This is a genomic window from Streptomyces sp. NPDC042364, from assembly GCF_056437585.1.
Genome location: NZ_JBWKAJ010000032.1, coordinates 1 through 26,486 on the forward strand (window position 1 = coordinate 1; position 26,486 = coordinate 26,486).

Annotated in this window: 2 protein-coding genes; both read right to left on the reverse strand. The window is 71.9% G+C overall.

What is annotated here, in order from left to right; translation table 11 throughout:
* A partial coding sequence (locus tag AC067N_RS36805; protein WP_478683307.1) for a type I polyketide synthase occupies positions 1 to 3,980 on the reverse strand: 3,980 nt, incomplete at its 3' end.
* Between the two features lie 77 nt (positions 3,981 to 4,057).
* Entirely contained in the window at positions 4,058 to 26,296 is a 22,239-nt protein-coding gene (locus tag AC067N_RS36810; protein ID WP_478683308.1) for an SDR family NAD(P)-dependent oxidoreductase, read from the reverse strand.
* Positions 26,297 to 26,486: the final 190 nt, after the last annotated feature.

The window sequence follows — 26,486 nt, forward strand, 5'->3', positions numbered from 1 at the left end:
GACAACACCGGATCCCCGGCCCCACCACCCCACGCCACCGCCCCCTCGGTGACCACCACCAACCGCGCACCCTCGAACCGATCCTCCGCCAACCACTCCTTGAGGAGGCCGAGGACCCGCGTGGTCGTGGCGTGGGTGGCCGCGGCGCTGTCGTCGGCGGGGCGCTCGATCCGGACGAGCACATCGGCGGGAACCGTCTCGTCGGGTTCCGGCAGCTCGGTGAGAACAGCCGCGGGGGCGGGGCCCGGGCTCGTGGGGACCCTCACCCAGTCGGTCTGGAAGAGGTTGTCGACGTGGACGGGGCCCGTCTCCGCCAGGCCACCGGATGCCTCCCGCAGCGTCAGCGACTCCACCGAGGCGACCAGACCACCCGAGGAATCCGCCAGCTCCAACGCCACCGCGTCCGACCCGAGCGCCACCATCCGCACCCGCAGCGCACGCGCACCGGACGCCCACAACGACACACCCGACCACGAGAAAGGCAACCGCGCCCGACCGTCACCGAACACCGGCGTGAACATCACCGCGTGCAGAGCCGCGTCGAGCAGAGCCGGATGCGCACCGAAGCGCTCCGCGACCGCCTCCTGCTCCTCGGGCAGCCCCACCTCGGCGAAGACCTCGTCACCACGCCGCCACACCGCACGCAGGCCCCGGAACACCTGCCCGTACGCCAGCCCCAGCCCGGCCAGAGCCTCGTACACACCGTCGACCGGCTCCACCACCGCGTCCCGCGGCGGCCACACACCGAAGTCGAAGGAACCGGCAGGCGACGCCTCTCCGGCCGGGGACAGCGCGCCGGTCACGTGGAGCGTCCACGGATCGGAGTCGAGGGCGTCCTCGGCGCGGGAGTGGATCTCCAGCGTGCGCCGGCCGGCGTCGTCCGCCGCACCCACCCGCACCTGAACCCGAACCCCACCCCGCTCCGGCACCACCAACGGCGCCGCGATCGTCAGCTCCTCCACCCGGTCACAGCCCGCCTGCTCACCGGCCCGCAACGCCAACTCCAGGAAGCCCGTCCCCGGAAACACCACCACACCCGCCACCACATGGTCCCGCAACCACTCCTGCGCGACCAACGACACCCGACCGGTCAACAGCAGACCGTCACCACCGGCCAACTCCACCGCGGCACCCAGCAACGGATGACCCGCCGCACCCAACCCGACCGCACCCAGATCACCCGACGCCGAGCCCGTGTCCCGGGACCAGTAACGGCGCCGCTGGAACGCGTACGTCGGCAGGGCGAGCCGCTCGCGTCCGCCGGCCGCCGGCTCGTCCTGGGGAAACGCCGTCTCCCAGCGGACCGGAAGGCCGCTGACGTGGAGCTCGGCGAGGGCGGTGAGGAGGCTCTCGGGCTCCGCGCGGTCCTTGCGCAGGGCGGTCGCGAAGACAGCGGAGCCGCCGTCCAGGCAGCTCTGGGCCAGGGCGGTCAACTGGCCGTCGGGGCCCAGTTCCAGCAGGCGGCCGACCTTGCGCTCCGCCAGAGCGCGGATGCCGTCGGCGAAGCGGACGGGACGACGGACGTGCCGCACCCAGTAGTCGGGGGAGGTGAGTTCGTCGGGTTCGGCCGGGCGGCCGGTGACGTTCGAGATCACGGCGATACGTGGGGCACTGTAGGTGAGGGTCTCGGCCACGGTCCGGAACTCGTCGAGCATCGGCTCCATCAGCGGCGAGTGGAAGGCATGGCTCACCCGCAGCGCGGTGACCTTGCGGACCTGGGCACGGAAGTGGTCCGCGATGTCCTCCACCGCCCGCGCCGCACCCGAGACCACCACCGCCCGGGGACCGTTGACCGCCGCGATGCCCACCTCGTCACCCAGCAGGGGCAGCACCTCGTCCTCGGTGGCCTGGAGCGCGACCATCGCACCGCCGGACGGCAGCGCCTGCATCAACCGGCCGCGGGCCACCACCAGACGGCACGCGTCCGCCAGCGACCACACCCCCGCCACATACGCCGCAGCGATCTCCCCGATCGAATGCCCCGCCAGAACATCCGGGCGCACACCCCACGACTCCAGCAACCGGAACAACGCCACTTCGAGAGCGAACAACGCCGGCTGCGCGAACTCCGTACGGTTCAGCAGGTCCGCGTCCTCACCGAACACCACCTCACGGAGGCTGAAGGGCAGTTCCGCGTCCACCGCGTCGAAGGCCTCCGCGAACACCGGATACGCCTCGTACAACTCCCGGCCCATACCCAGTCGTTGCGAGCCCTGGCCGGTGAACAGGAAGGCCAGCCGTCCGCCGGGGCGGGCGCTGCCGGTGACGGTGAGCGGGTGGGGTTCGCCGGCGGCGAGGGCGGTGAGGCCGGTGCGCAGGTCGTCCAGGGTGCGTCCGGTGATCACGGCCCGGTGTTCGAAGGTGGAGCGGGTCGTGACGAGGGCGCGGCCGATGCCGGCCGGGTCCGGGTGGGACTCGTCGTCGAGATGTGCGAGCAGCCGTGCGGCCTGCGCGTGCAGTGCGGTGCGGCTGCGGGCGGAGACCACCCAGGGCAGCGGCTGTTCACCGGTGGGCCGCTTCGGGCCGGTCGGGGCGGGGGCACTCGTGGATGCGTGGTCCGCCTCGCCCTCCCCGTCCGGTGTCTCGGGTGCGGGCGCCTCCTCGACGATCAGGTGGGCGTTGGTGCCGCTGATACCGAAGGAGGAGACGGCCGCACGGCGGGGCCGGTCGTCGGGGCGGGGCCAGGGCTGCTCATGGGTGAGCAGGCGGAGGTCGGCGGCGGTCCAGTCGATGTGCCGGGACGGCTCGTCGGCGTGCAGGGTGCGGGGCAGGAGGCCGTGGCGCATGGCAAGCACGAGCTTGATGACGCCGGCGACGCCGGCCGCTGCCTGCGTGTGGCCGATGTTGGATTTCACCGAGCCGAGCCACAGGGGGCGGTCGTCCGGTCGTGCCGCGCCGTAGGTGGCCAGCAGCGCCTCCGCCTCGATGGGGTCGCCGAGGGGCGTGCCCGTGCCGTGGGCCTCGATGGCGTCGATGTCCTCGCCTGTCAGGCCGGCGTCGGCCAGAGCCGAGCGGATGACCCGTTCCTGGGCCGGGCCGTTGGGGGCGGTCAGGCCGTTGGAGGCACCGTCCTGGTTGACGGCGCTGCCGCGGATCACGGCGAGTACGGGGTGGCCGTTGCGGCGGGCGTCGGAGAGGCGTTCGAGGAGCAGTATGCCGACGCCCTCGGCGGGCCCGAAGCCGTTGGCCGCGGCGGAGAACGCCTTGCACCGGCCGTCGGCCGCGAGGGCGCGCTGCCTGCCGAAGTCGACGAACATCTCGGGGCCGGACATGACGGTCACGCCGCCGCCGAGCGCCAGGTCGCACTCGCCGGAGCGCAGTGACCGTACGGCGAGGTGGAGGGCCACCAAGGACGACGAGCAGGCCGTGTCGACCGTGACGGCGGGGCCCTCCAGGCCGAAGGAGTAGGCGATGCGGCCGGAGGCGACGCTGATGGTGCTGCCGGTGAGCAGATGGCCGCCGAGGTCGGCCTGGGAGTCGTGGGAGCGTGGCAGGTAGTCCTGGGCGATGGCGCCCACGAACACGCCGGTGGCCGAGCCGCGCAGGGAGGCCGGCAGGATGCCCGCGCGCTCCACGGTCTCCCAGGAGGTCTCCAGGAGGAGCCGCTGCTGCGGGTCCATGGCCTGGGCCTCGCGGGGCGAGATCTCGAAGAACTCGGCGTCGAACAGCGGTGCCTCGTGGAGGAAGCCGCCCTCACGGACGTACGAGGTTCCGGGCCGGTCGGGGTCCGGGTCGTACAGCGCGTCCAGGTCCCAGCCGCGGTCGGTCGGGAAGGAGGTGACGGCGTCGGTGCCGGAGGCCAGGAGCCGCCACAGGGCCTCGGGGGTGTCCGCGCCGTCGGGGAAGCGGCACCCCATCGCGACGATCGCGACGGGTTCCTGCCGCTGTTCCTCGAGGTCCTGCAGACGCTTGCGTGTCTGACGAAGGTCGGCCGTGACCAGTTTGAGGTAGTCCCGCAGCTTCTCTTCGTTGCTCGCCATTCGATGCCACTTCCTAGGGAGGAGCCCCGAGGGGGTCCGGAGACGTCGGGTCCTGAGCGGTCCGGGGTCGGTCGGGGTCAGGAAATGCCCAGCTCTTTGTTGATGAGGTCGAACATCTCGTCGTCCGTCGCGGATTCGAGTCCGGTGGCGGTCGTCGTGGTGCCTTCCGTGCCGCCCGTCCACCGGGTCAGCAGGTCCCGCAGTCGGGCGGTCACCTTGTCGTTGAGCGCGTCGTCGCTCTCCGCTCCGTCGGCCGTGCGGTGCGCGTCGGCCATGACGGATTCGAGCCTGTCGAGTTCGGCGAGGAGGACGTCGGCCGGTCGTTCGTCCGGCGGTGCGCACTGTTCCAGCAGGTGGCGGGCGAGGACGGCGGGGGTCGGATAGCTGAAGACCAGCGTGGCCCGCAGGGTGAGTCCGGTGGCCGCGCCGAGCCGGTTGCGCATCTCGACCGCGGTGAGCGAGTCGAAGCCCAGTGACTTGAACGGCCGGTCGGCGTCGACCGCTTCGGGGTCGGCGTGCCCGATGACCGCCGCGGTGTGGGTGCGGACCAGGTCCAGGGCGGCCCGTTCCCGTTCCTCGGCGGAGAGCGGCCGCAACAGTTCGGTGAACGACACGCTCGTACCGCTGTCGTCCTGCGTGCCTCCCGCGGTGCGGGACGTGTCCGCCGCGGCCCGCCGGACCGGGGTCCGGGCCAGCGCCCTGAGCAGGGCGGGCGGTTCGGCGCCGCGGCGTTCCAGCCCGGCCAGGTCCAGGCGGGTGGGCAGCAACAGTGCGTGGTCGGCGGTCAGGGCGGCGTCGAACAGGGCCAGGCCCTCGTCCGCCGGGAGGGGGGCGAGGCCCATGCGGCCGATGCGCCGGAGGTCCGCCGCGCCGAGGGTGCCCGCCATGCCGTCGTCGGTCTCCCACAGACCCCAGGCCAGGGAGAGCGCGGGCAGTCCCCGGGCCCTGCGGTACTGGGCCAGGGTGTCGAGGAAGGCGTTGGCGGCGGCGTAGTTGGCCTGCCCCTGGCTGCCGAAGGTGGCGGCCACGGAGGAGAAGAGGACGAACGCCGACAGAGGCAGGTCGCGGGTCAGTTCGTGCAGGTTCCACGCGGCCTGTGCCTTCGGGCGCAGGACGCGGTCGACGCGGTCGGGCGTCATGGCGTCCAGGATGCCGTCGTCGAGGAGGCCGGCCGCGTGGACGACCGCTGTCAGCGGACGGTCGGCGGGGATTTCGGCGAGCAGTGCGGCCAGGGCGTGCCGGTCGGCGATGTCGCAGGCGGCGACGGTGACGGTGGCGCCCAGCGCGGTCAGTTCGTCGCGGAGCCCGGCGGCGCCCGGGGCGTCCGGACCGCTGCGGCTGGTCAGCAGCAGATGGCGGACACCGTGGCGGGTCACCAGGTGCCGTGCGAACAGCGCGCCGAGGGTGCCGGTGCCACCGGTGATCAGGACGGTGCCGTGGGGGCGGGTGTGTTCCGGGCCCCGTACGTGACCGGTGTCCGCCGCGGTACGTGCGTGCTCGGCCGGGGTGCGGGCGAGGTCGGCCGGCAGCTCGGGGACGGTGAGGACGATCTTGCCGGTGTGGCGTGCCTGGCTGAGGTGGCGGAACGCCTCCGGGGCCCGCCGTACGTCCCAGGTGGTGACCGGGAGCGGACGCAGTGCCCGCTGCTCGAACAGTGCGAGCACGGCCGTGAGCATCTCGGCGGTGTGGTCGGGGTCGACGTCCCTGAGGTCGAACGCCCGGTAGACCACGCCCTGGTGCTCGGCGGCGACGGTCCGCGGGTCGCGCGGGTCGGTCTTGCCCATCTCGATGAAGCGTCCGCCGCGTGGCAGCAGCCGGAACGACGCGTCGATCAGTTCCCGGGCCAGGGAGTTCAGGACGACGTCCATGCCGCGGCCGGCGGTCACCCGCAGGAACTTCTCCTCGAAGCCGGTGTCGCGCGAGGACGCGATGTGGTCGTCGTCCAGGCCCATCGCCCGCAGGGTGTCCCACTTGGCAGGTGCGGCGGTGGCGAAGACCTCGGCGCCCAGGTGCCGGGCGAGCTGGACGGCGGCCATGCCGACGCCGCCGGTCCCCGCGTGGACGAGGACGGCCTCGCCAGGGCGCAGGTCCGCCAGGTCCACCAGGCCGTGGTAGGCGCTGAGGAAGACGATGGGGGCCGCTGCGGCCTCGGTGAAGGACCAGTCGTCGGGCTGCCGGGTGAGCAGACGGTGGTCGGTCACGGCGAGCGGGCCGTACGCGCCGGAGAAGAGTCCGAGCACTCGGTCACCGGGAGTGAGTCCGGTGACGCCGGGGCCGGTTTCCAGGACCACGCCCGCGCCCTCGCGGCCGGGGACCTCGCGGTCGAGCATGCCCAGGCAGACCAGGACGTCGCGGAAGTTGACGCCGGTGGCCCGCATCGCCACCCGCACCTGGCCGTGGGCGAGCGGTCCTGTGACGTCCGGGCAGCCGACGAGAGCCAGGCTGTCGAGGGTGCCGGGCGTGGTGACGTCCAGTCGCCAGACGGACTCCCCGGGCGGCGGGAGCAGCGCGCCGCCGGTTCCGGCCGGGGCCAGCCGGGGGACGTGGGTGACACCGCCGCGCAGGGCGAGTTGCGGTTCGCCGGAGGCGAGGGCGGGGGCCGGGTCGGTGCGGTCGGTTCGGGCACCGGCGTCGTCGACTGCGGCGGGAGCAGGGGTGGTGGAGGCGGGGGCGTCGGTGGCTTCGGGGGCGAGGTCGAGCAGGATCAGGCGTCCGGGGTGCTCCGACTGCGCGGTGCGGACGAGCCCCCAGACGGAGGCGGCCACCGGGTCGGTGAGCGCCCGGTCGCCGTCGGCGGGGACCGCGCCCCGGGTCACCAGCACCAGCGGGGCGGCGCCGAGGCGGTCGTCCGCCAGCCAGCCCTGTACGAGGGAGAGGACACGGTGCAGCACGGTCCTGGTGACGTCCACCGGGTCCGGCGTTTCGGTGCCGTACGGGTCCGGCTGCGGCGCCGGTCCGGCCGCGATGCCGTCGTGGGCGGACGGCGTGGCCGGTGCCCCGCTCGTGGACGGATCGCAGGCGACGAGTACCGCGCCCGGCAGAGGCGTTCCCGCGGCGACCGCCTCGGCCAGGGCGGTGACGTCCGGGTAGTGGCCGGCCGGCGCCTCGCTCAGCCCGGCGATACCGGGCCCGACGACGGCCCACTGGACGTCCTGTCCGGGGTCGGGAGCGGACGGCGCGGGCAGGGCGGTCCAGTCCAGCCGGAACAGGGCCTCCCGCGCCGGCGCCGGACCGTACGTGGCGGGAACCAGCGCGTCCCGGCTCAGCTCGCGCAGGGTGAGGGCGTCGACGCGGGCCACACCACGGCCCTCGGCGTCGGCGGCGGTGAGCGTGATCGTGTCCTCGTCCACGGGAGCCAGTCGCACCCGCACGGCGGACGCGCCGACCGCCGTCAGCGAGGCGCCGCTCCAGGAGAACGGCAGCCGCACTCCGCCTCCGGCGGGTGCCCCGCCGGAGGCGACCGCCGACGCCCGCCCGGCGGCGAGCCAGGCGTGCAGCGCGGCGTCCAGCAGGGCCGGGTGCAGGCCGTGGCGCCCGGCTTCGTCGTGCTGGTCGCCGGGGAGACGTACGTCGGCGTAGACGTCCTCGCCGTGGCGCCAGACGGCGTGCAGGCCCTGGAACACGGGACCGTAGGTGTAGCCGTCGTCCGCCAGTCGGTCGTAGAAGCCGTGCAGCGGGATCGGGGTGGCTTCCGCGGGCGGCCAGTTCTGGAAGTCACGCACGCCGTCGAGGCCGTCCGCCTCATCGGTGGGGTCCGCGTCCAGGACGCCCTCGGCGTGCCGCACCCAGCCCTCGGCCGCGGCCTCGGCGGCGTCTGACCGCGAGTGGATGGACACGGTCCGCCGTCCCGACGCGTCCGAGCCGCCGACGGCGACCTGGATCCGTACGCCGCCGTGCTCGGTGAGGACCAGTGGCTTTTCGAGAGTCAGGTCGGCCAGACGTGCGCAGCCGAAGCGGAGACCCGCCTGAAGCGCCAGTTCCAGGAAGCCGGTGCCCGGGAAGAGGACCGTGCCGGCCACGGCGTGGTCCCGCAGCCACGGGTGGGTCTCGAGGGACAGTCTGCCGGTGAGCACGGCCCCGCTGCCCTCCGCCAGTGCGACTTCGGCGCCGAGCAGCGGATGCCCGGCGGCGGTGAGCCCGAGCCCGGCCGCGTCCGCGGCAGTGGCGTTCGGGGCGCCCGGCCAGAAGCGCTGCCGCTGGAACGCGTACGTCGGCAGGTCGGCGCGGCGGGCGCCGCTGCCCGCGAACACGGCCGGCCAGTGCGGTTCGGTGCCGCGGACGTACAACTCGGCGACGGCGGTCAGCAGTGTGCCGGGTTCGTCGCGGTCCTTGCGCAGGGCGGTCACGAAGAGCGTCCGCTCGGCGGGGTCGCCGTCCACCTCGGCCCGCGCCAGCGCGGTGAGGGTGCTGTCCGGCCCCAACTCGAGCCAGTGGGAGATCCCCTCGGCCCGGACCCGGCGAACGCCGTCGGCGAACCGCACGGCGTGGCGGACGTGCCGCACCCAGTAGTCGGCGGTCATCAGGTCGTCGGCGTCGGCGAGGTCGCCGGTGAGCCCCGAGACGACGGCCAGTCGCGGACGACCGTACGCCAGGCTCTCCGCGACCGCGCGGAACTCGGCGAGCATGGGCTCCATCAACGGCGAGTGGAAGGCGTGGCTGACGCGCAGGCCGGTGGCCTTGCGGCCCTGGCCGCGGAAGTGGTCCGCGATCTCCTCGACGGCGGTCTCGGTGCCCGCGACCACGGTCGCCTCCGCACCGTTGAGGGCGGCGATGCCGACCTCGCTCTCCCGGCCCGCCAGCAGCGGCAGCACCTCGTCCTCGGACGCCTGGAGCGACACCATCGCCCCGCCCGCCGGGAGGGCCTGCATCAGCCGGCCGCGGGCCGCCACCAGACGGCACGCGTCCGTCAGCGACCACACCCCCGCCACATGCGCGGCGGCCAGCTCACCGATGGAGTGACCGAGCAGCACGTCCGGGCGCACACCCCAGGACTCCAGCAGCCGGAACAGGGCGACTTCGAGCGCGAACAGCGCGGGCTGCGCGTACTCCGTACGGTTCAGGCGGTCGGCGTCCTCACCGAACACGATCTCCCGTAGATCGAAGGGGAGTTCGGCGTCCACGGCGTCGAAGGCCTCGGCGAACACCGGATACGTTGCGTACAGCTCCCGGCCCATACCGAGGCGTTGCGAGCCCTGACCGGCGAACAGGAAGGCCGGCCGTCGGCCCCCGGCGACCGCGGTGCCGCTGATCACCTGTCCGGACGACTGCTGCTCGGACGACTGCTGCTCGGACGACTGCTGCTCGGCCAACTTCCGCAGGCCGAGCATGGCCTGCTGACGGTCGGCGGCCAGCACCACGGCACGGTGCTCCAGCGCGGAACGCGTCGTCGCGAGGGACAGGGCGACGTCCCGGTGCGACAGTTCGGCGTTCGACACCAGGAGATCCACCAGACGCTCGGCCTGGGCCTGCAGGGCCCGGGGTTCGGCGGCGGAGAGGGGGAGGAGGACGGTACGGCTTTCGGTGTTCTCGTCGTCGTGCTTCGTACCGCGCGGGTCGTTCTCCTCCGCGTCAGGGGCCTGTTCAAGGATGACGTGGGCGTTGGTACCACTGATACCGAACGACGACACACCCGCCCGCCGGGGCCGGTCGTCCGACCGGGGCCACTCGACACTCTCGGTCAGCAGGGTGATCTCCCCCGCCGTCCAGTCGACGTGCGAGGACGGCTCGTCCACATGCAGAGTGCGAGGCAGCACACCGTGCCGCATCGCCAGCACCATCTTGATCACACCACCCACACCGGCCGCAGCCTGCGTATGACCGATGTTCGACTTCAACGACCCCAACAAAAGCGGCCGTTCACGATCCTGACCGTAGGTGGCAAGCAGCGCCTGCGCCTCGATCGGATCACCCAGCGGCGTCCCCGTACCGTGCGCCTCCACCGCGTCCACGTCGGCCGGCTTCAGCCCCGCACCGGCCAGCGCCTGCCGGATCACCCGCTGCTGCGACGGACCGTTCGGCGCCGTCAAGCCGTTGCTGGCACCGTCCTGGTTGACCGCACTCCCCCGCACCACCGCCAACACCCGATGACCGTTACGACGCGCGTCCGACAACCGCTCCACCAGCAGCAGACCCACACCCTCCGACCACGCCGTACCATCCGCGCCGTCCGAGAACGCCTTGCACCGACCGTCCACCGCAAGCCCACGCTGCCGCGAGAACTCCACGAACGTGTCCGGTGTCGACATCACCGTCACACCACCGGCCAACGCCAGATCACACTCACCCGACCGCAGCGCCTGCACCGCCAGATGCAACGCCACCAGGGAAGAGGAACAGGCGGTGTCCACCGTTACCGCAGGCCCCTCGAAACCAAACGTGTACGCGATACGACCCGACGCCACACTGCCGGTGTTCCCGGTCATGAGGTATCCGCCGGAGTCGAGCTCACCCGAGCGAAGGAAGGAGCCGTAGTCCTGGGCCATGGCTCCGGCGAAGACGCCGGTGCGGCTGCCCCGCAGCGTCGCCGGGTCGATCCCAGCCCGCTCCAGAACCTCCCACGACGTCTCCAGCAGCAACCGCTGCTGCGGATCCATCGCCAGCGCCTCACGCGGCGAGATCCCGAACAACCCCGCATCGAAGGACGCGGCGTCATAGAGAAAACCGCCGTGACGGACATACGTACGTCCGGGCACCCCCGGCTCGGGGTCATACAACCGGTCAAGATCCCAGCCACGGTCGGACGGGAACCCGCCGATCGCGTCACCGCCCTCGCTGACCAGCCGCCACAGATCCTCCGGCGAACCCACCCCACCCGGGAACCGGCACGCCATACCGACGATCACCACCGGATCGTCATGCACGCTCGTCGGGACGGGCAGCATCGCGTCGGTGGTGACGGTGTCGGCCCCGCCGTCTTCCACCAGCTCCGCGAGCACAAGGCGCGCCACATCAGCCGGGGTCGGGTAGTCGAAGACCAGCGTGGCGGGAAGACGCATACCGGTCCCGGCGTTCAGCCGGTTGCGCAGCTCAACCGAAGTGAGCGAGTCGAAGCCGAGGTCCTTGAACGTGTGCTCCGCGTCCACACCCTGTGTCGACCCATGTCCCAGAACGGAGGCCGCCTGCGCCGATACGAAGTCCCGCAGGAAGCGTTCACGCTCGGCCACCGGAAGGGCGAGCAACTGCTGCCGCAGGTTCGTTGCCTCGCCGCCGGCCCCGTTCCCGGCCCTGCGGCGGCCATGGCTGCGAACCAGAGCGCGCAACAGCGGGGGCACATCCTCCGGTGCCCGCCTGCGCAGCGCCGCGATGTCCATGTCGACGGGCAGTACGACGGCACGTTCCATGCTCGCGCCCTGGTGCAGCACCGTGTCCAGCAGTCCGAGGCCCTGGGCGGGGGCGAGGGGAAGCATCCCGTTCCGTGCCAGACGCCGCAGGTCCGCCTCGGTCAGCTCGGCGGTCATGCCCGCGCCGGGGGCCCAGGGGCCCCAGGCGAGGGCGGTCGCCGGTAGACCGGAAGAGCGGCGGCGGGCGGCGAAGGAGTCCAGGAAGGCGTTGGCAGCCGCGTAGTTGGCCTGGCCAGCACCGCCGAAGGTACCGGCGACGGAGGAGAAGACCACGAAAGCCGCAAGGTCCGCGTCACGGGTCAGTTCGTGCAGATGCTCCACGGCATCGGTCTTCGGACGCATGACCTTGGCAAGCCGGTCCGGGGTGAGGGAGGCGACCACGCCGTCGTCCAGGACGCCGGCGGTGTGTACGACGGCGGTCAGTGAACGCCCGGCCAGCACGTCGGCCACCTGGTCCCGGTCCGCGACATCCACCGCCACGACCTCGACCTCGGCACCCAAGTCACCCAGCTCCGCGACCAGTTCGCGAGCACCGGGAGCTTCCAAGCCCCGGCGGCCGGCCAACAGCAGACGCCGTATCCCATGCTCGGTCACCAGATGCCGGGCCACCAACGACCCCAGACCACCCGTGCCACCGGTCACCAGCACCGTCCCGTCCCGGTCCAACGGCGCCGGGACGGTCAACACCACCTTGCCCACATGCCGCGCCTGCGACAGATACCGGAACGCCTCCGGAGCCCTGCGCACATCCCAACAGGTGACGGGAAGCGGCCGCAGCACCCCCGCCTCGAACAACCCCACCAGATCGGACAGCATCCCGCCGATCCGCTCCGGCTCCACATCCATCAGATCGAACGCCCGGTACATCACACCCGGATGCCCGGCCGCCACCACCTCCGGATCACGGACGTCGGTCTTGCCCATCTCCAGGAACCGGCCGCCACGCGGCAGCAACCGCAACGAGGCGTCCACGAACTCACCGGCCAGCGAGTCCAGCACCACATCCACACCACGACCACCGGTCGCCGCCAGGAACGCCGCCTCGAACCCCGTGTCACGAGAGGAAGCGATGTGCCCCCCGTCCAGACCGAGTCCCCTCAGCGTGTCCCACTTGCCGGCACTCGCCGTACCGAACACCTCAGCACCCAGATACCGCGCCAACTGCACCGCCGCCATACCCACACCACCGGCAGCCGCATGCACCAGCACCGACTCACCCGAGCGCAAACCACCCAGATCGGTCAACGCGTAATAGGCGGTCAGGAACACGACCGGCACCGACGCCGCCTCAGCGAACGACCAACCCTCCGGAATCCGGGCCACCGTCCGCGCATCCGCCACCGCAACCGGACCGAACGAGCCGGAGAACAGGCCCATCACGCGGTCGCCGACGGCCAACCCCGTAACACCCGGGCCGACCTCCGTCACCACACCCGCGCCCTCCAGACCGAAGTCCTTCGCATCACCGGGGTACATACCAAGCGCGTTCAGCACGTCGCGGAAGTTGACGCCCGCCGCACGCACCGCGATACGGACCTGGTGCTCGGCCAACTCCTCGGACGTCACGGCACGCAGCCCAAGCCCTTCCAGCGTGCCCTTCTCCATGATGTCCAGCCGCCAAGCCGACTCCCCCGCCGGAACCGCCAGCCCCGGATGACTGACGGTGCGAACCAGTCGGGGCGCGTAGGCGGTGCCGACGCGCAGCGCCAGCTCCGGTTCGCCCGTGGCGAGAGCCGCCGGCACCAGGGCCCAGGACTCGTCCGTGCCGTCCACGTCGAGCAACGCGAACCGGTCCGGTGCCTCGGCGCGTGCCGCGCGGACCAGGCCCCACGCCGCTGTCAGGGCCGGATCGGGGGACGATTCGTCGACCGCGACGGCCCCTTCGGTGACGACCACCAGACGGGCACCCTCGAACCGCTCTTCCGCCAGCCAGGTCCGCACATGGGCGAGCACCTCAGCGGTGACCTCGTACGCGGCCTCCGCCGCGCGGCCGGCCCTCCGTCCCACGTGCACCATGACGTCCGTACCGGGTTCGACATCCGCGGCGGGCAGACTGGTGTGGAGGTCGAGAGCGTGCGCGGCTCGTCCGTCGGAAATCTGGACCGGCACCGGAGTCCAGTCGGTCTGGAAGAGGTTGTCGACGTGGACGGGGCACGTCTCCGCCAGGCCACCGGATGCCTCCCGCAGCGTCAGCGACTCCACCGAGGCGACCAGACCACCCGAGGAATCCGCCAGCTCCAACGCCACCGCGTCCGACCCGAGCGCCACCATCCGCACCCGCAGCGCACGCGCACCGGACGCCCACAACGACACACCCGACCACGAGAAAGGCAACCGCGCCCGACCGTCACCGAACACCGGCGTGAACATCACCGCGTGCAGAGCCGCGTCGACCAGCGCCGGATGCGCACCGAACCGTTCGGCCGCTTCCTCGTGCTCCTCGGGCAGCCCCACCTCGGCGAAGACCTCGTCACCACGCCGCCACACCGCACGCAGACCCCGGAACACCCGCCCGTACGCCAGCCCCAGCCCGGCCAGAGCCTCGTACACACCGTCGACCGGCTCCACCACCGCATCCCGCGGCGGCCACACACCGAAGTCGAACGCATCCGTAGGCGTGGAGTGGGCCAGTGCCGCCAGCACACCCGTCGCGTGCAAGGTCCACGGGAGGTCGCCGGGCAGGTCATCCGGACGGGAGTGGATCTCCAGCATGCGCCGGCCGGCGTCGTCCGCCGCACCCACCCGCACCTGAACCCGAACCCCACCCCGCTCCGGCACCACCAACGGCGCCGCGATCGTCAGCTCCTCCACCCGGTCACAGCCCGCCTGCTCACCGGCCCGCAACGCCAACTCCAGGAAGCCCGTCCCCGGAAACACCACCACACCCGCCGCCACATGGTCCCGCAACCACTCCTGCGCGACCAACGACACCCGACCGGTCAACAGCAGACCGTCACCACCGGCCAACTCCACCGCGGCACCCAGCAACGGATGACCCGCCGCACCCAACCCGACCGCACCCAGATCACCCGACGCCGAGCTGGTCGGCCAGAAGCGGCGTCGCTGGAACGCGTACGTCGGCAGATCGACGGGCGTCGCGGCGACGGCCGTACCGGCGAAGACAGCCGCCCAGTCGAGCGAAGCGCCTCGCGTGAACAGTTCCGCGACCGCCGAGAGTACGGAACGGGCCTCCGCGCGATCCTTGCGCAGGGTGGGAGTCAGCAGACGACCCGCCGGACCGTCGTCCAGACCGCTCTGCGCCAGCGCGGTCAGCGTGCCGTCGGCCCCCAGCTCCACGAACCGGGACACACCCTGCTCGTCCAACCGCCGCACCGCACCCGCGAACCGCACCGGCCGACGCACGTGCTCCACCCAGTAGTCCGCCGACATCAACTCCTCGGACGTCGCCACCTCACCGGTCACCGTCGAGACCATGGCCAGGCACGGCTCACGGTAGACGAGAGCCTCGGCAACAGCCCGGAACTCATCGAGCATCGGCTCCATCAACGGCGAGTGGAACGCATGACTCACCCGCAACGCCGTCACCTTGCGGCCCTCGCCACGGAAGCGGTCCGCGATCTCCTCCACTGCCTGGGCCGCACCCGAGATCACGGTGGCCCGGGGTCCGTTGACCGCCGCGATGCCCACCTCGTCGCCCAGCAGGGGCAGCACCTCGTCCTCGGTGGCCTGGAGCGCGACCATCGCCCCACCCTCCGGCAGCGCCTGCATCAACCGGCCCCGCGCCACCACCAGACGGCACGCGTCCGCCAGCGACCACACCCCCGCCACATACGCCGCAGCGATCTCACCGATGGAGTGACCGGCCAGCACGTCCGGGCGCACACCCCACGACTCCAGCAACCGGAACAACGCCACTTCCAGCGCGAACAACGCCGGCTGCGCGAACTCCGTACGGTTCAGCAGGTCCGCGTCCTCACCGAACACCACCCCCCGCAGATCGAAGGGCAGTTCCGCGTCCACCGCGTCGAAGGCCCCCGCGAACACCGGATACGCCTCGTACAACTCCCGGCCCATACCCAGGCGTTGCGAGCCCTGACCCGCGAACAGGAAGGCCGTACGGCCGCTGCCCTGCGCGGAGTTCCGTATGACGTCGGGCTCCGTGCGGCCCTCGGTCAAAGCGCTGAGGGCGTGGTGCAGCTCGTCGCGGTCGGCGGCCAGGACCACCGCGCGGTGCTCCAGCACCGTCCGGGTGGTCGCCAGCGCCCGGGCGGCGGCGGAGAGAGCAAGATCCGGCCGTGCTTCCACGAAGGCCGCCAGGTTCTCGGCCTGGGCCGACAGACCACCCCCGGCCGCGGACAACACCCACGGCAACACCGACCCCTCGGCGACGTCGGTGCTCTCCACGGCCACCACCGCGTCAGGGGCCTGTTCAAGGATGACGTGGGCGTTGGTACCACTGATACCGAACGACGACACACCCGCCCGACGCACCCGGCCCGTCTCGGGCCACGGGCACTCCTCAGCGAGCAACTCGACGTCACCGATCGTCCAGTCGACGTGCGAGGACGGCTCGTCCACATGCAGAGTGCGCGGCAGCACACCGTGCCGCATCGCCAGCACCATCTTGATCACACCACCCACACCGGCCGCAGCCTGCGTATGACCGATGTTCGACTTCAACGACCCCAGCAGCAGAGGCCGTTCACGATCCTGGCCGTAGGTGGCAAGCAGGGCCTGCGCCTCGATCGGATCACCCAGCGGCGTCCCGGTACCGTGCGCCTCCACCGCGTCCACGTCGGCCGGCTTCAGCCCCGCACCGGCCAGCGCCTGCCGGATCACCCGCTGCTGCGACGGACCGTTCGGCGCCGTCAGGCCGTTGCTGGCACCGTCCTGGTTGACGGCCGAACCCGCCACCACCGCCAACACCCGATGACCGTTACGACGCGCGTCCGACAACCGCTCCACCAGCAGCAGACCCACACCCTCCGACCACGCCGTACCGTCCGCGCCGTCCGAGAACGCCTTGCACCGGCCGTCCACCGCAAGCCCACGCTGCCGCGAGAACTCCACGAACGTGTCCGGTGTCGACATCACCGTCACACCACCGGCCAACGCCAGATCACACTCACCCGACCGCAGCGCCTGCACCGCCAGATGCAACGCCACCAGCGACGACGAACACGCCGTGTCCACCGTCACCGCAGGCCCCTCGAAACCAAACGTGTACGCGATACGACCCGACGCCACACTGCCGGTGTTCCCGGTCAGCAGGTAGCCGTCAGTGCCTTCGGAAGTTCCTCGCAGCGACGCACCGTAGTCCTGGGCCATGGCTCCGGCAAAGACACCGGTGCGGCTGCCCCGCAGCGTCGCCGGGTCGATCCCAGCCCGCTCCAGAACCTCCCACGACGTCTCCAGCAGCAACCGCTGCTGCGGATCCATCGCCAGCGCCTCACGCGGCGAGATCCCGAACAACCCCGCATCGAAGGACGCGGCGTCATAGAGAAAACCGCCGTGACGGACATACGTACGTCCGGGCACCCCCGGCTCGGGGTCATACAACCGGTCAAGATCCCAGCCGCGGTCGGACGGGAACCCACCGATCGCGTCACCGCCCTCGCTGACCAGCCGCCACAGATCCTCCGGCGAACCCACCCCACCCGGGAACCGGCACGCCATACCGACGATCACCACCGGATCGTCACTCACACTCGTCGGCACGGGCAGTGTGGCAGTGAGTGCCTGCCCGTCTCCGCCCAGGAGTTCCGTCCCTATGTGGCGGATCAGGGCCGCAGGTGTGGGGTAGTCGAAGATCAGGGTTGCGGGGAGCCTCATGCCGGTGGCGGCGTTCACCCGGTTGCGCAGTTCCACCGAGGTCAGGGAGTCGAAACCCAGCTCCTTGAAGGTGTGGTCCACCTCGATGTCAGCGGTGGAAGCATGGCCGAGAACAGCGGCCGCAGCTGCCTGGACCAGGTCGGACACGATCCGGTCGCGGTCTGCCGGCGAAGCCGCCGACAGCTGTGCCCTGAGGTCCTGGTGCCGCGTGCCGCTTCCGGTTCCGGCTTCTGCCTTCCTACGACCACGGACCCGGACCAGGGCACGCAGCACGGCGGGAACCTCTTCCGCCGGTCGCCGACGCAGCTCCGCGAGATCGAGGTCGATGGGCAGCACCGCCGCTCGCTCCAGGCCAGAACCCTGTTCGAGCACAGCGTCCAGGAGGCGCAGGCCCCGCTCCGGAGCCAGCGGCTGCATGCCCTGGCGTGCCATGCGCCGCAGGTCTGCCTCACTCAGCTCGGCCGTCATACCGGCCCCGGGGGCCCAGGGCCCCCATCCGAGGGACACCGCGGGCAGCCCCGCCGTCCGGCGGAAGGAGGCGAACGCATCCAGGAATGCGTTGGCGGCCGCGTAGTTGGCCTGGCCCGCACCACCGTAGGTGCCCATGACCGAAGAGAAGACCACGAACGCGGACAGGTCGGCGTCACGGGTCAGCTCGTGCAGGTGCGTCACCGCGTCCACCTTCGGCCGCAGCACCTTCGCCAGCCGCTCCTCGGTCAGCGAACCCACCACACCGTCATCGACGACGCCGGCGGTGTGCACCACCGCGGTCAGCGGATGCTCCGCAGGTACGGCGGCCAGCACGTCGGCCACCTGGTCCCGGTCGGCGACATCCACCGCCACCACCTTGACCTCGGCACCCAAGTCGTGCAATCCCGCGACCAGTTCGCGAGCACCGGGAGCTTCCAAGCCCCGGCGGCCGGCCAACAGCAGACGCCGTATCCCATGCTCGGTCACCAGATGACGGGCCACCAACGACCCCAGACCACCCGTGCCACCGGTCACCAGCACCGTCCCGTCCCGGTCCAACGGCACCGGGACGCTCAACACCACCTTGCCCACATGCCGCGCCTGCGACAGATACCGGAACGCCTCCGGAGCCCTGCGCACATCCCAACAGGTGACGGGAAGCGGCCGCAGAACCCCCGCCTCGAACAACCCCACCAGATCGGACAGCATCCCGCCGATCCGCTCCGGCTCCACATCCATCAGATCGAACGCCCGGTACATCACACCCGGATGCCCGGCCGCCACCACCTCCGGATCACGGACGTCGGTCTTGCCCATCTCCAGGAACCGGCCACCACGCGGCAGCAACCGCAACGAGGCATCCACGAACTCACCGGCCAGCGAGTCCAGCACCACATCCACACCACGACCACCGGTCGCCGCCAGGAACGCCGCCTCGAACCCCGTGTCACGAGAGGAAGCGATGTGCCCCCCGTCCAGACCCAGCCCACGCAGCGTGTCCCACTTGCCGGCACTCGCCGTACCGAACACCTCAGCACCCAGATACCGCGCCAACTGCACCGCCGCCATACCCACACCACCGGCAGCCGCATGCACCAGCACCGACTCACCCGAGCGCAGACCCCCCAGATCGGTCAACGCGTAGTAGGCGGTGAGGAAGACGATCGGCACCGACGCAGCCTCAGCGAACGACCAACCCTCCGGAATCCGGGCCACCGTGCGGGCGTCCGCCACCGCAACCGGACCGAACGCACCCGAGAACATCCCGAACACCCGGTCGCCGACGGCCAGCCCCGAAACACCCGGGCCGACCTCCGTCACCACACCCGCGCCCTCCAGACCGAAGTCCTTCGCATCACCGGGGTACATACCAAGCGCGTTCAGCACGTCGCGGAAGTTGACGCCCGCCGCACGCACCGCGACACGAACCTGCCCCGGCGCCGGCTCGGCATCCGCCTCAGGGACCGGACGCAGCCCAAGCCCCTCCAGCGTGCCCTTCTCCACGATGTCCAACCGCCAAGCCGACTCCCCCGCCGGAACCGCCAGCCCCCCACCCGACACCGCACGCACCAGACGCGGAACGAACACACCCCCCGCACGCACAACGAACTCGGCCTCACCAGAAGCCAGAGCACCACCCACCACGGCCCACGACTCATCCGCGCCGTCCACATCAACCAGCACGAACCGACCCGGATTCTCCGCCCGAGCCGCCCGCACCAAACCCCACACCGCCGACAACACCGGATCCCCGGCCCCACCACCCCACGCCACCGCCCCCTCGGTGACCACCACCAACCGCGCACCCTCGAACCGATCCTCCGCCAACCAGGCACGTACCGTTTCGAGCGCTGTGCGGGCGACGGCATGGGCGGCTGCCGGCTGAACGCCGTCAGGGCGCTCCAAGCGCACCAGCACGTCACCGGTCACGGCCTCACCCGGTTCGGGCAGTCCGCTCCTCACCTGGGGGGCCGGTCCGGCGGCGGCCGGGATCCGCTTCCAGTCGAGCTGGAACAGGCCGTCTCGTCCACCGTCGGCCGGGGCGATCTCCCCTGTCATCTCCCGCAGCACCAGCGAGTCCACCGATGCGACCGCGGCGCCGGTCGCGTCCGCGAGGTCGAGCGTCACCGCGTCCGCCCCCGCGGGAGCCACCCGTACCCGCAGTTCACGCGCGCCCGAGGCCCACAGCGACACACCGCGCCAGGAGAACGGCAGCCTGAGTGAGTCGTCGGCGCCGAACGTGCCTCGCAGGACGGCGTGCAGGACGGCGTCCAGCAGCGCGGGGTGCATCCCGAACCTGTCCGCGAGCTCATCGTGGGCCTCGGGCAACGCCACCTCGGCGAAGACCTCGTCGCCGCGCCGCCACATGGCACGCAGGCCCTGGAACACCGGCCCGTACGCCAGCCCCAGCCCGGCCAGAGCCTCGTACACGCCGTCGACCGGCTCCGCCACCGCGTCCCGCGGCGGCCACACGCCGAGATCGACGTCGAAGGCACGGTCAGGGTGCCGGTCCGCGGGCGCACCGCTCACCACACCGGTGGCGTTGAGGGTCCACGTCTGGCCGTCCGTCGCGTCGTCCGGCCGGGAGAAGACGCTGACGCCGCGGCGTCCGGATTCGTCCGGGCCGTCGACCAGCACCTGGACCACGACACCGCCGTGTTCGGGGAGCGCCAGCGGGACGGCGATCGTCAGTTCCTCCACCTGGTCGCATCCCACCTGGTCGGCCCCGCGGAGGACCAGTTCCAGGAAGCCGGTTCCGGGGAAGACAACCGCTCCGGAGACCACGTGGTCCCGCAGCCACGGGTGGCTCCGCAGTGACAGCAGACCGGTGAACACCACACCCTCGGAGTCGGCCGGTGTCAGCGCCGCCCCGAGCAGAGGGTGATCAGCGGCCGAGAGGCCGAGTCCGGAGACGTCACCGTCGAACGCGTCTCCTGCCTTGGTGGGCCAGTAGCTCTTGCGTTGGAAGGCGTACGTCGGCAGCTCGACCGGACGCGCCCCACTCCCTGCGAGGACCTCGCGCCAGTCCACATCGTCGCCCCGGGTGAACAGGCCGGCGATCGCGGTCAGCACCGCTTCGGTCTCCGGCCGGTCCTTGCGCAGGGAGGACAGCAGCAGCGGTCCGTCGCCTTCCACGTCGAGGCATGCCTGAGCGAGCGCGGTCAGCGTGCCGTCAGGACCGAGCTCCACGAACCGCGCGACCCCTTGTGCCGCGAGTGTGCGCACGGCGTCGGCGTAGCGGACGGCCTGGCGTACGTGCAGTACCCAGTAATCAGGGGTCATGAGCCGTGCGGGCTCCACGGCGGTCCCGGTGAGCGTGGAGACCATGGCCAGGCGGGGTTCGCGGTAGGTCAGTGATTCGGCAACGGCCCTGAAGTCGTCGAGCATCGGTTCCATCAGCGGCGAGTGGAACGCATGGCTCACCCGCAGCGCCGTGGCGCTGCGGCCCTTGCCCCGGAAGTGCGCGGCGACCTGCTCCACGGCGTCCGCGACACCGGCGATCACCACGGCCCTCGGGCCGTTGACCGCGGCGATGCCCACCTCGTCACCGAGGAGCGGCAGGACCTCCTCCTCGGTGGCCTGGAGCGCGACCATCGCCCCACCCTCCGGCAGGGCCTGCATCAACCGGCCCCGGGCCGCCACCAGACGGCACGCGTCCGCCGGCGACCACACCCCCGCCACATACGCGGCAGCGATCTCACCGATCGAATGCCCGGCGAGGACGTCCGGGCGCACACCCCACGACTCCAGCAACCGGAACAGCGCCACTTCCAGCGCGAAGAGCGCGGGCTGGGTGAACTCGGTCCGGTTCAGCAGGTCGGCGTCCTCACCGAACACCACCTCACGGAGGCTGAAGGGCAGTTCCGCGTCCACGGCGTCGAAGGCCTCGGCGAACACCGGGTACGTGTCGTACAGCTCCCGGCCCATGCCCAGGCGTTGGGACCCTTGCCCGGCGAAGAGCAGGGCCGTCTTGCCCGAACGTGTCGCCGCGCCCCGGACCAGCTTCGGCGCGTCCACGCCCTCGGCCAGCGCGCGCAAGCCCCGCAGCAAGTCGTCCCGACCGGTGGCCAGGACGACCGCCCGGTGATCCAGCACGGCCCGGCTCGTGACCGACGCCAGTGCGACATCGGGCACACGGACGCCCTCGTCGGACATGTCCCGCAGCCACGCCGACAGCCGTTCCGCCTGACCGCGCACCGCCGACTCGCTCGCACCCGACACCACGACCGGTGCCAACGCGCCCACCACCGGCCCGGACGACGACTCGGCCTCCACCGCGATGTGCGGGACGTGTTCGAGGATGACGTGGGCGTTGGTGCCACTGATACCGAACGACGACACACCGGCCCGGCGCGCACGGCCCGTCTCGGGCCACCCGCGCTCCTCCATCAGCAGTTCAACCGAACCCGCCGTCCAGTCGACGTGCGAGGACGGCTCGTCCACATGCAGAGTGCGAGGCAGCACACCATGCCGCATCGCCAGCACCATCTTGATCACACCACCCACACCGGCCGCAGCCTGCGTATGACCGATGTTCGACTTCAACGACCCCAGCAGCAAAGGCCGTTCACGATCCTGGCCGTAGGTGGCCAGCAGGGCCTGCGCCTCGATCGGATCGCCCAGCGGCGTCCCGGTACCGTGCGCCTCCACCGCGTCCACGTCGGCCGGCTTCAGCCCCGCACCGGCCAGCGCCTGCCGGATCACCCGCTGCTGCGACGGACCGTTCGGCGCCGTCAGGCCGTTGCTGGCACCGTCCTGGTTGACGGCGCTCCCCCGCACCACCGCCAACACCCGATGACCGTTACGACGCGCGTCCGACAACCGCTCCACCAGCAGCAGACCCACACCCTCCGACCACGCCGTACCGTCCGCGCCGTCCGAGAACGCCTTGCACCGACCGTCCACCGCAAGCCCACGCTGCCGCGAGAACTCCACGAACATCTCCGGCCCGGCCATCACCGTCACACCACCGGCCAACGCCAGATCACACTCACCCGACCGCAGCGCCTGCACCGCCAGATGCAACGCCACCAGCGACGACGAACACGCCGTGTCCACCGTCACCGCAGGCCCCTCGAAACCAAACGTGTAGGCGATACGACCCGACGCCACGCTCAGGGTCGTTCCGGTGAGCACATAGCCGTCGGACTCCTCGGCGGCATCGCGCAGACAGGCTCCGTAGCCCTGTTCCACGAGCCCGGCGAAGACACCGGTACGGCTGCCCCGCAGCGTCGCCGGGTCGATCCCCGCCCGCTCCAGGACCTCCCACGACGTCTCCAGCAGCAACCGCTGCTGCGGATCCATCGCCAGCGCCTCACGCGGCGAGATCCCGAACAACCCCGCATCGAAGGACGCGGCGTCATGGAGGAAACCGCCCTCGCGGACATAGACCCGGCCCGGGGTGCCGGGCTCCGCGTCGTAGAGGGCGTCGAGGTCCCAGCCGCGGTCCGACGGGAATCCGCCGATCGCGTCGCCGCCCTCGCTGACCAGCCGCCACAGGTCCTCCGGCGAACCCACCCCACCCGGGAACCGGCACGCCATACCGACGATCACCACCGGATCGTCACCCGCACTCGTCGGGACGTGGCGGGCGGGCTCGGTGGTGACGGCGCCGGTGAGCCGGCCGTCCAGGTAGCCGGCGACGGCTTCGGGGGTCGGGAAGTCGAAGAGGAGGGAGGCGGGCAGGGGCAGATCGGTCGCGGCCTTGAGCCGGTTGCGGAGGTCGACGGAAGTGAGGGAGTCGAAGCCGAGATCCTTGAAGGTGCGGCGGGGCTCGACCTGGTCGGCCGAGTCGTGGTCGAGGATGCGGGCCGCGTGGTCGCGGACCAGTTCCAGGAGCGCGCCGCGGCGCTCGCGCGGGGGCAGGCCGGCCAGGCGGTCATGGAGCGGCGAGGTCACGTCGGCGACGTCCTCGTCGTCGGCGACGGTGTCGTTCCCGACGACCGGAGCGGCCACGGCGGTCCCGGGAGCCGACGGGGCCGCGGTCGCGTCGGCGGCGGGGTCGGGGAGCCAGTAGCGGCGCCGCTGGAAGGCGTACGTGGGCAGTTCGGTACGGCGGGCGCGGCGCGTGGCGAAGAGGGGGGTCCAGTCGACGGGGAGGCCGCGGGTGTGCAGGGCCGCGAGGGCCGTGACGAAGGCCGCGGTCTCGGAGCGGTCCTTGCGTACGGCGGGGACCGCGAACGCGTCCTCGTCCTGCAGACTCTGCTCGGCCAGGGCCGTCAGGGTGCCGTCCGGCCCGATTTCCAGTAGGCGGCGGGCGCCCATCGCGTCCAGTGTCCGGACGCCGTCGGCGAACCGTACGGGCCGTCGGACGTGCTGGGTCCAGTAGTCGGGGGACATGAGCTCTTCGGCCGTGGCGAGGCGGCCGGTGACGTCGGAGACGACGGGGAGGTCGGGCTGCCCGTAGGAGACGGCGGCGAGTACGGCGTGGAACTCGTCGAGCATCGGTTCCATGAGCGGGGAGTGGAAGGCGTGGCTGACGCGCAGGGCCGTCGCCTTGCGGTCGCGGGCCCGGAAGTGCGCGCTCACCTCCTCGACGGCTTCCCGCGTGCCCGAGACCACCACGGTGCCGGGGCCGTTGACCGCGGCGATGCCGGCCCGGTCGTTCAGCAGGGGCAGCACCTCGTCCTCGGCCGCCTCCACGGCGACCATCGCGCCGCCCGCGGGGAGGGCCTGCATCAGCCGTCCCCGGGCGACGACCACACGGCAGGCGTCGGCCAGCGACCAGACGCCGGCCACGTGTGCCGCGGCGATCTCGCCCACGGAGTGGCCGAACACGACGTCGGGGCGGACGCCGTGGGACTCGGCGAGGCGGAAGAGTGCGACCTCGAGGGCGAAGAGGGCGGGCTGGGTGTACTCGGTGCGGTTCAGCCGCTCCGCGGCCTCGGCGTCGTCCTGTCCCTCGCCGAACACCACCTCCCGCAGGCTGAAGGGCAGTTCCCGGTCCACGTCGTCGAATGCCTCGGCGAAGACGGGGTACGTCTCGTACAACTCGCGTCCCATGCCGAGCCGTTGGGAGCCCTGGCCGGCGAAGAGGAAGGCGGTGCGGGTGGCTCCGGGGGTGTCGGGGGTGCCGTCGGCGGTGGTCGGGGCGGTGCTCACGGAGGGCTGGGCGACGCCTGTGACGACATCGTTCGACGGGGTGCCGGCCACGAGGGCGGTCAGGCCCCGCAGGAGCTCGTCCCTGTGTGTGCCGAGCACGACGGCACGGTGTTCGAAGCGGGTCCTGGTCTGGGCCAGCGAGTACGCGATGTCGGCCGGGTCGGTGGCGGGGTCGGTCCCCAGGCGGGTGAGCAGTCGGCGGGCCTGGCCGCGCAGTGCCTTGCGGGTCCGGGCGGAGATGATCCAGGGGAGCGTGCCGGCGGCTTCGGGGGTGGCCGCTTGCGGCTCGGCGTGGGTCGGCGGCGCGGCGGCGTCGGGCGTGCCGGTTCCGGCGGCGGGTGCGGGTGTGGGCCATTCCTCCAGGACGACGTGGCAGTTGGTGCCGCCCATGCCGAAGGAGCTGACGCCCGCCCGTCGCGGGCCGTCCTGCTCGGGCCACGGCTGGGGCTCGGCCGCGACCCGCAGATTCAGGGTGTCGAGGGGGATCGCGGGGTTCGGGCTCTCGAAGTTGAGGCTGGCGGGGATCTGCCCGTGGCTGAGCGAGAGGACGGTCTTGACGAGTCCGGCGACGCCGGCCGCGCCCTCCAGGTGGCCGATGTTGGTCTTGACGGAGCCGACGAGCAGAGGGGTTTCACCGGTGTGGGCGCGGCCGACGACCTCGCCGAGGGCGGCGGCCTCGACGGGGTCGCCGAGCCGGGTACCGGTGCCGTGCAGTTCGACGTACTGGACGTCGGCGGGGTTCACTCCGGCCTGGTGGTAGGCGAGGCGCAGCACCTCCTCCTGGGCCTCGCGCAGGGGTGCCGTCAGGCCGTCGCCGCCACCGTCGTTGTTGGTGGCGCTGCCGCGGATGACGCAGTGGATGCGGTCGCCGTCGGCGAGGGCACGGGTGAGGGGCTTGAGGAGGACGAGGGCGCCGCCTTCGCCGCGGACGTAGCCGTTGGCGCGGGCGTCGAAGGTGTAGCAGGTGCCGTCCGGGGAGAGTGCGCCGAATCCGGCTGAGGCGCGGGCGCTGTCGGGGGCGAGGGTGAGGTTGACCCCGCCGGCCAGGGCGAGTTCGGACTCGCCGCGCCGCAGGCTCTCGCACGCCAGGTGGACGGCGACCAGGGAGGAGGACTGGCCGGCGTCCACCGTCATGCTGGGGCCGCGCAGGCCGAGGACGTAGGAGAGGCGGTTGGCGATGATGCCTCGGTTGAGGCCGCTGAGGGTGTACCGGCCGACGGTCTCGGGGCCGAGGCGGCGGGCGAGGGACGCGTAGTCGTCCCAGATGGCGCCGACGAAGACCCCGGTGCGGCTGCCACGCAGCCGCCCGGGGACGACGGCTGCCTCCTCCAGTGCCTCCCAGCCGAGTTCGAGGACCAGGCGCTGCTGGGGGTCCATCGCCGTGGCCTCGCGCGGCGAGATGGCGAAGAAGCCGGGGTCGAAGCGGTCGACGTGGTCGAGGTAGGCGCCGCGGGGGACGGTGCCGGGGGCGGCCGGGTCGGATACGGCGAGCGCGTCGCGGCGGTTCTCGGGGGTTTCGGTGACCGCGCTCCCGCCTTCGATCAGAAGGCGCCAGAAAGCCGCGGGGTCGGGTGCCTGGGGAAAGCGGCAGGAGATTCCCACGACCGCCACGGCGTTCTCGAACGCCGCGGTGTTCTCGGGGTGCGACGCGATACGGGTCGTCTTCTCCGAAAGGGATTCAAGCTCTTGAGGAGCATTCCCTTCCCGAGCGTTCTCGGGTCCCTGAAGGGATGTTGACGCGATTTCCCGTGCGTGTGCGTCTTCTGGCAACACGGCCACTGCCTCCGCCCTACGGATCCGG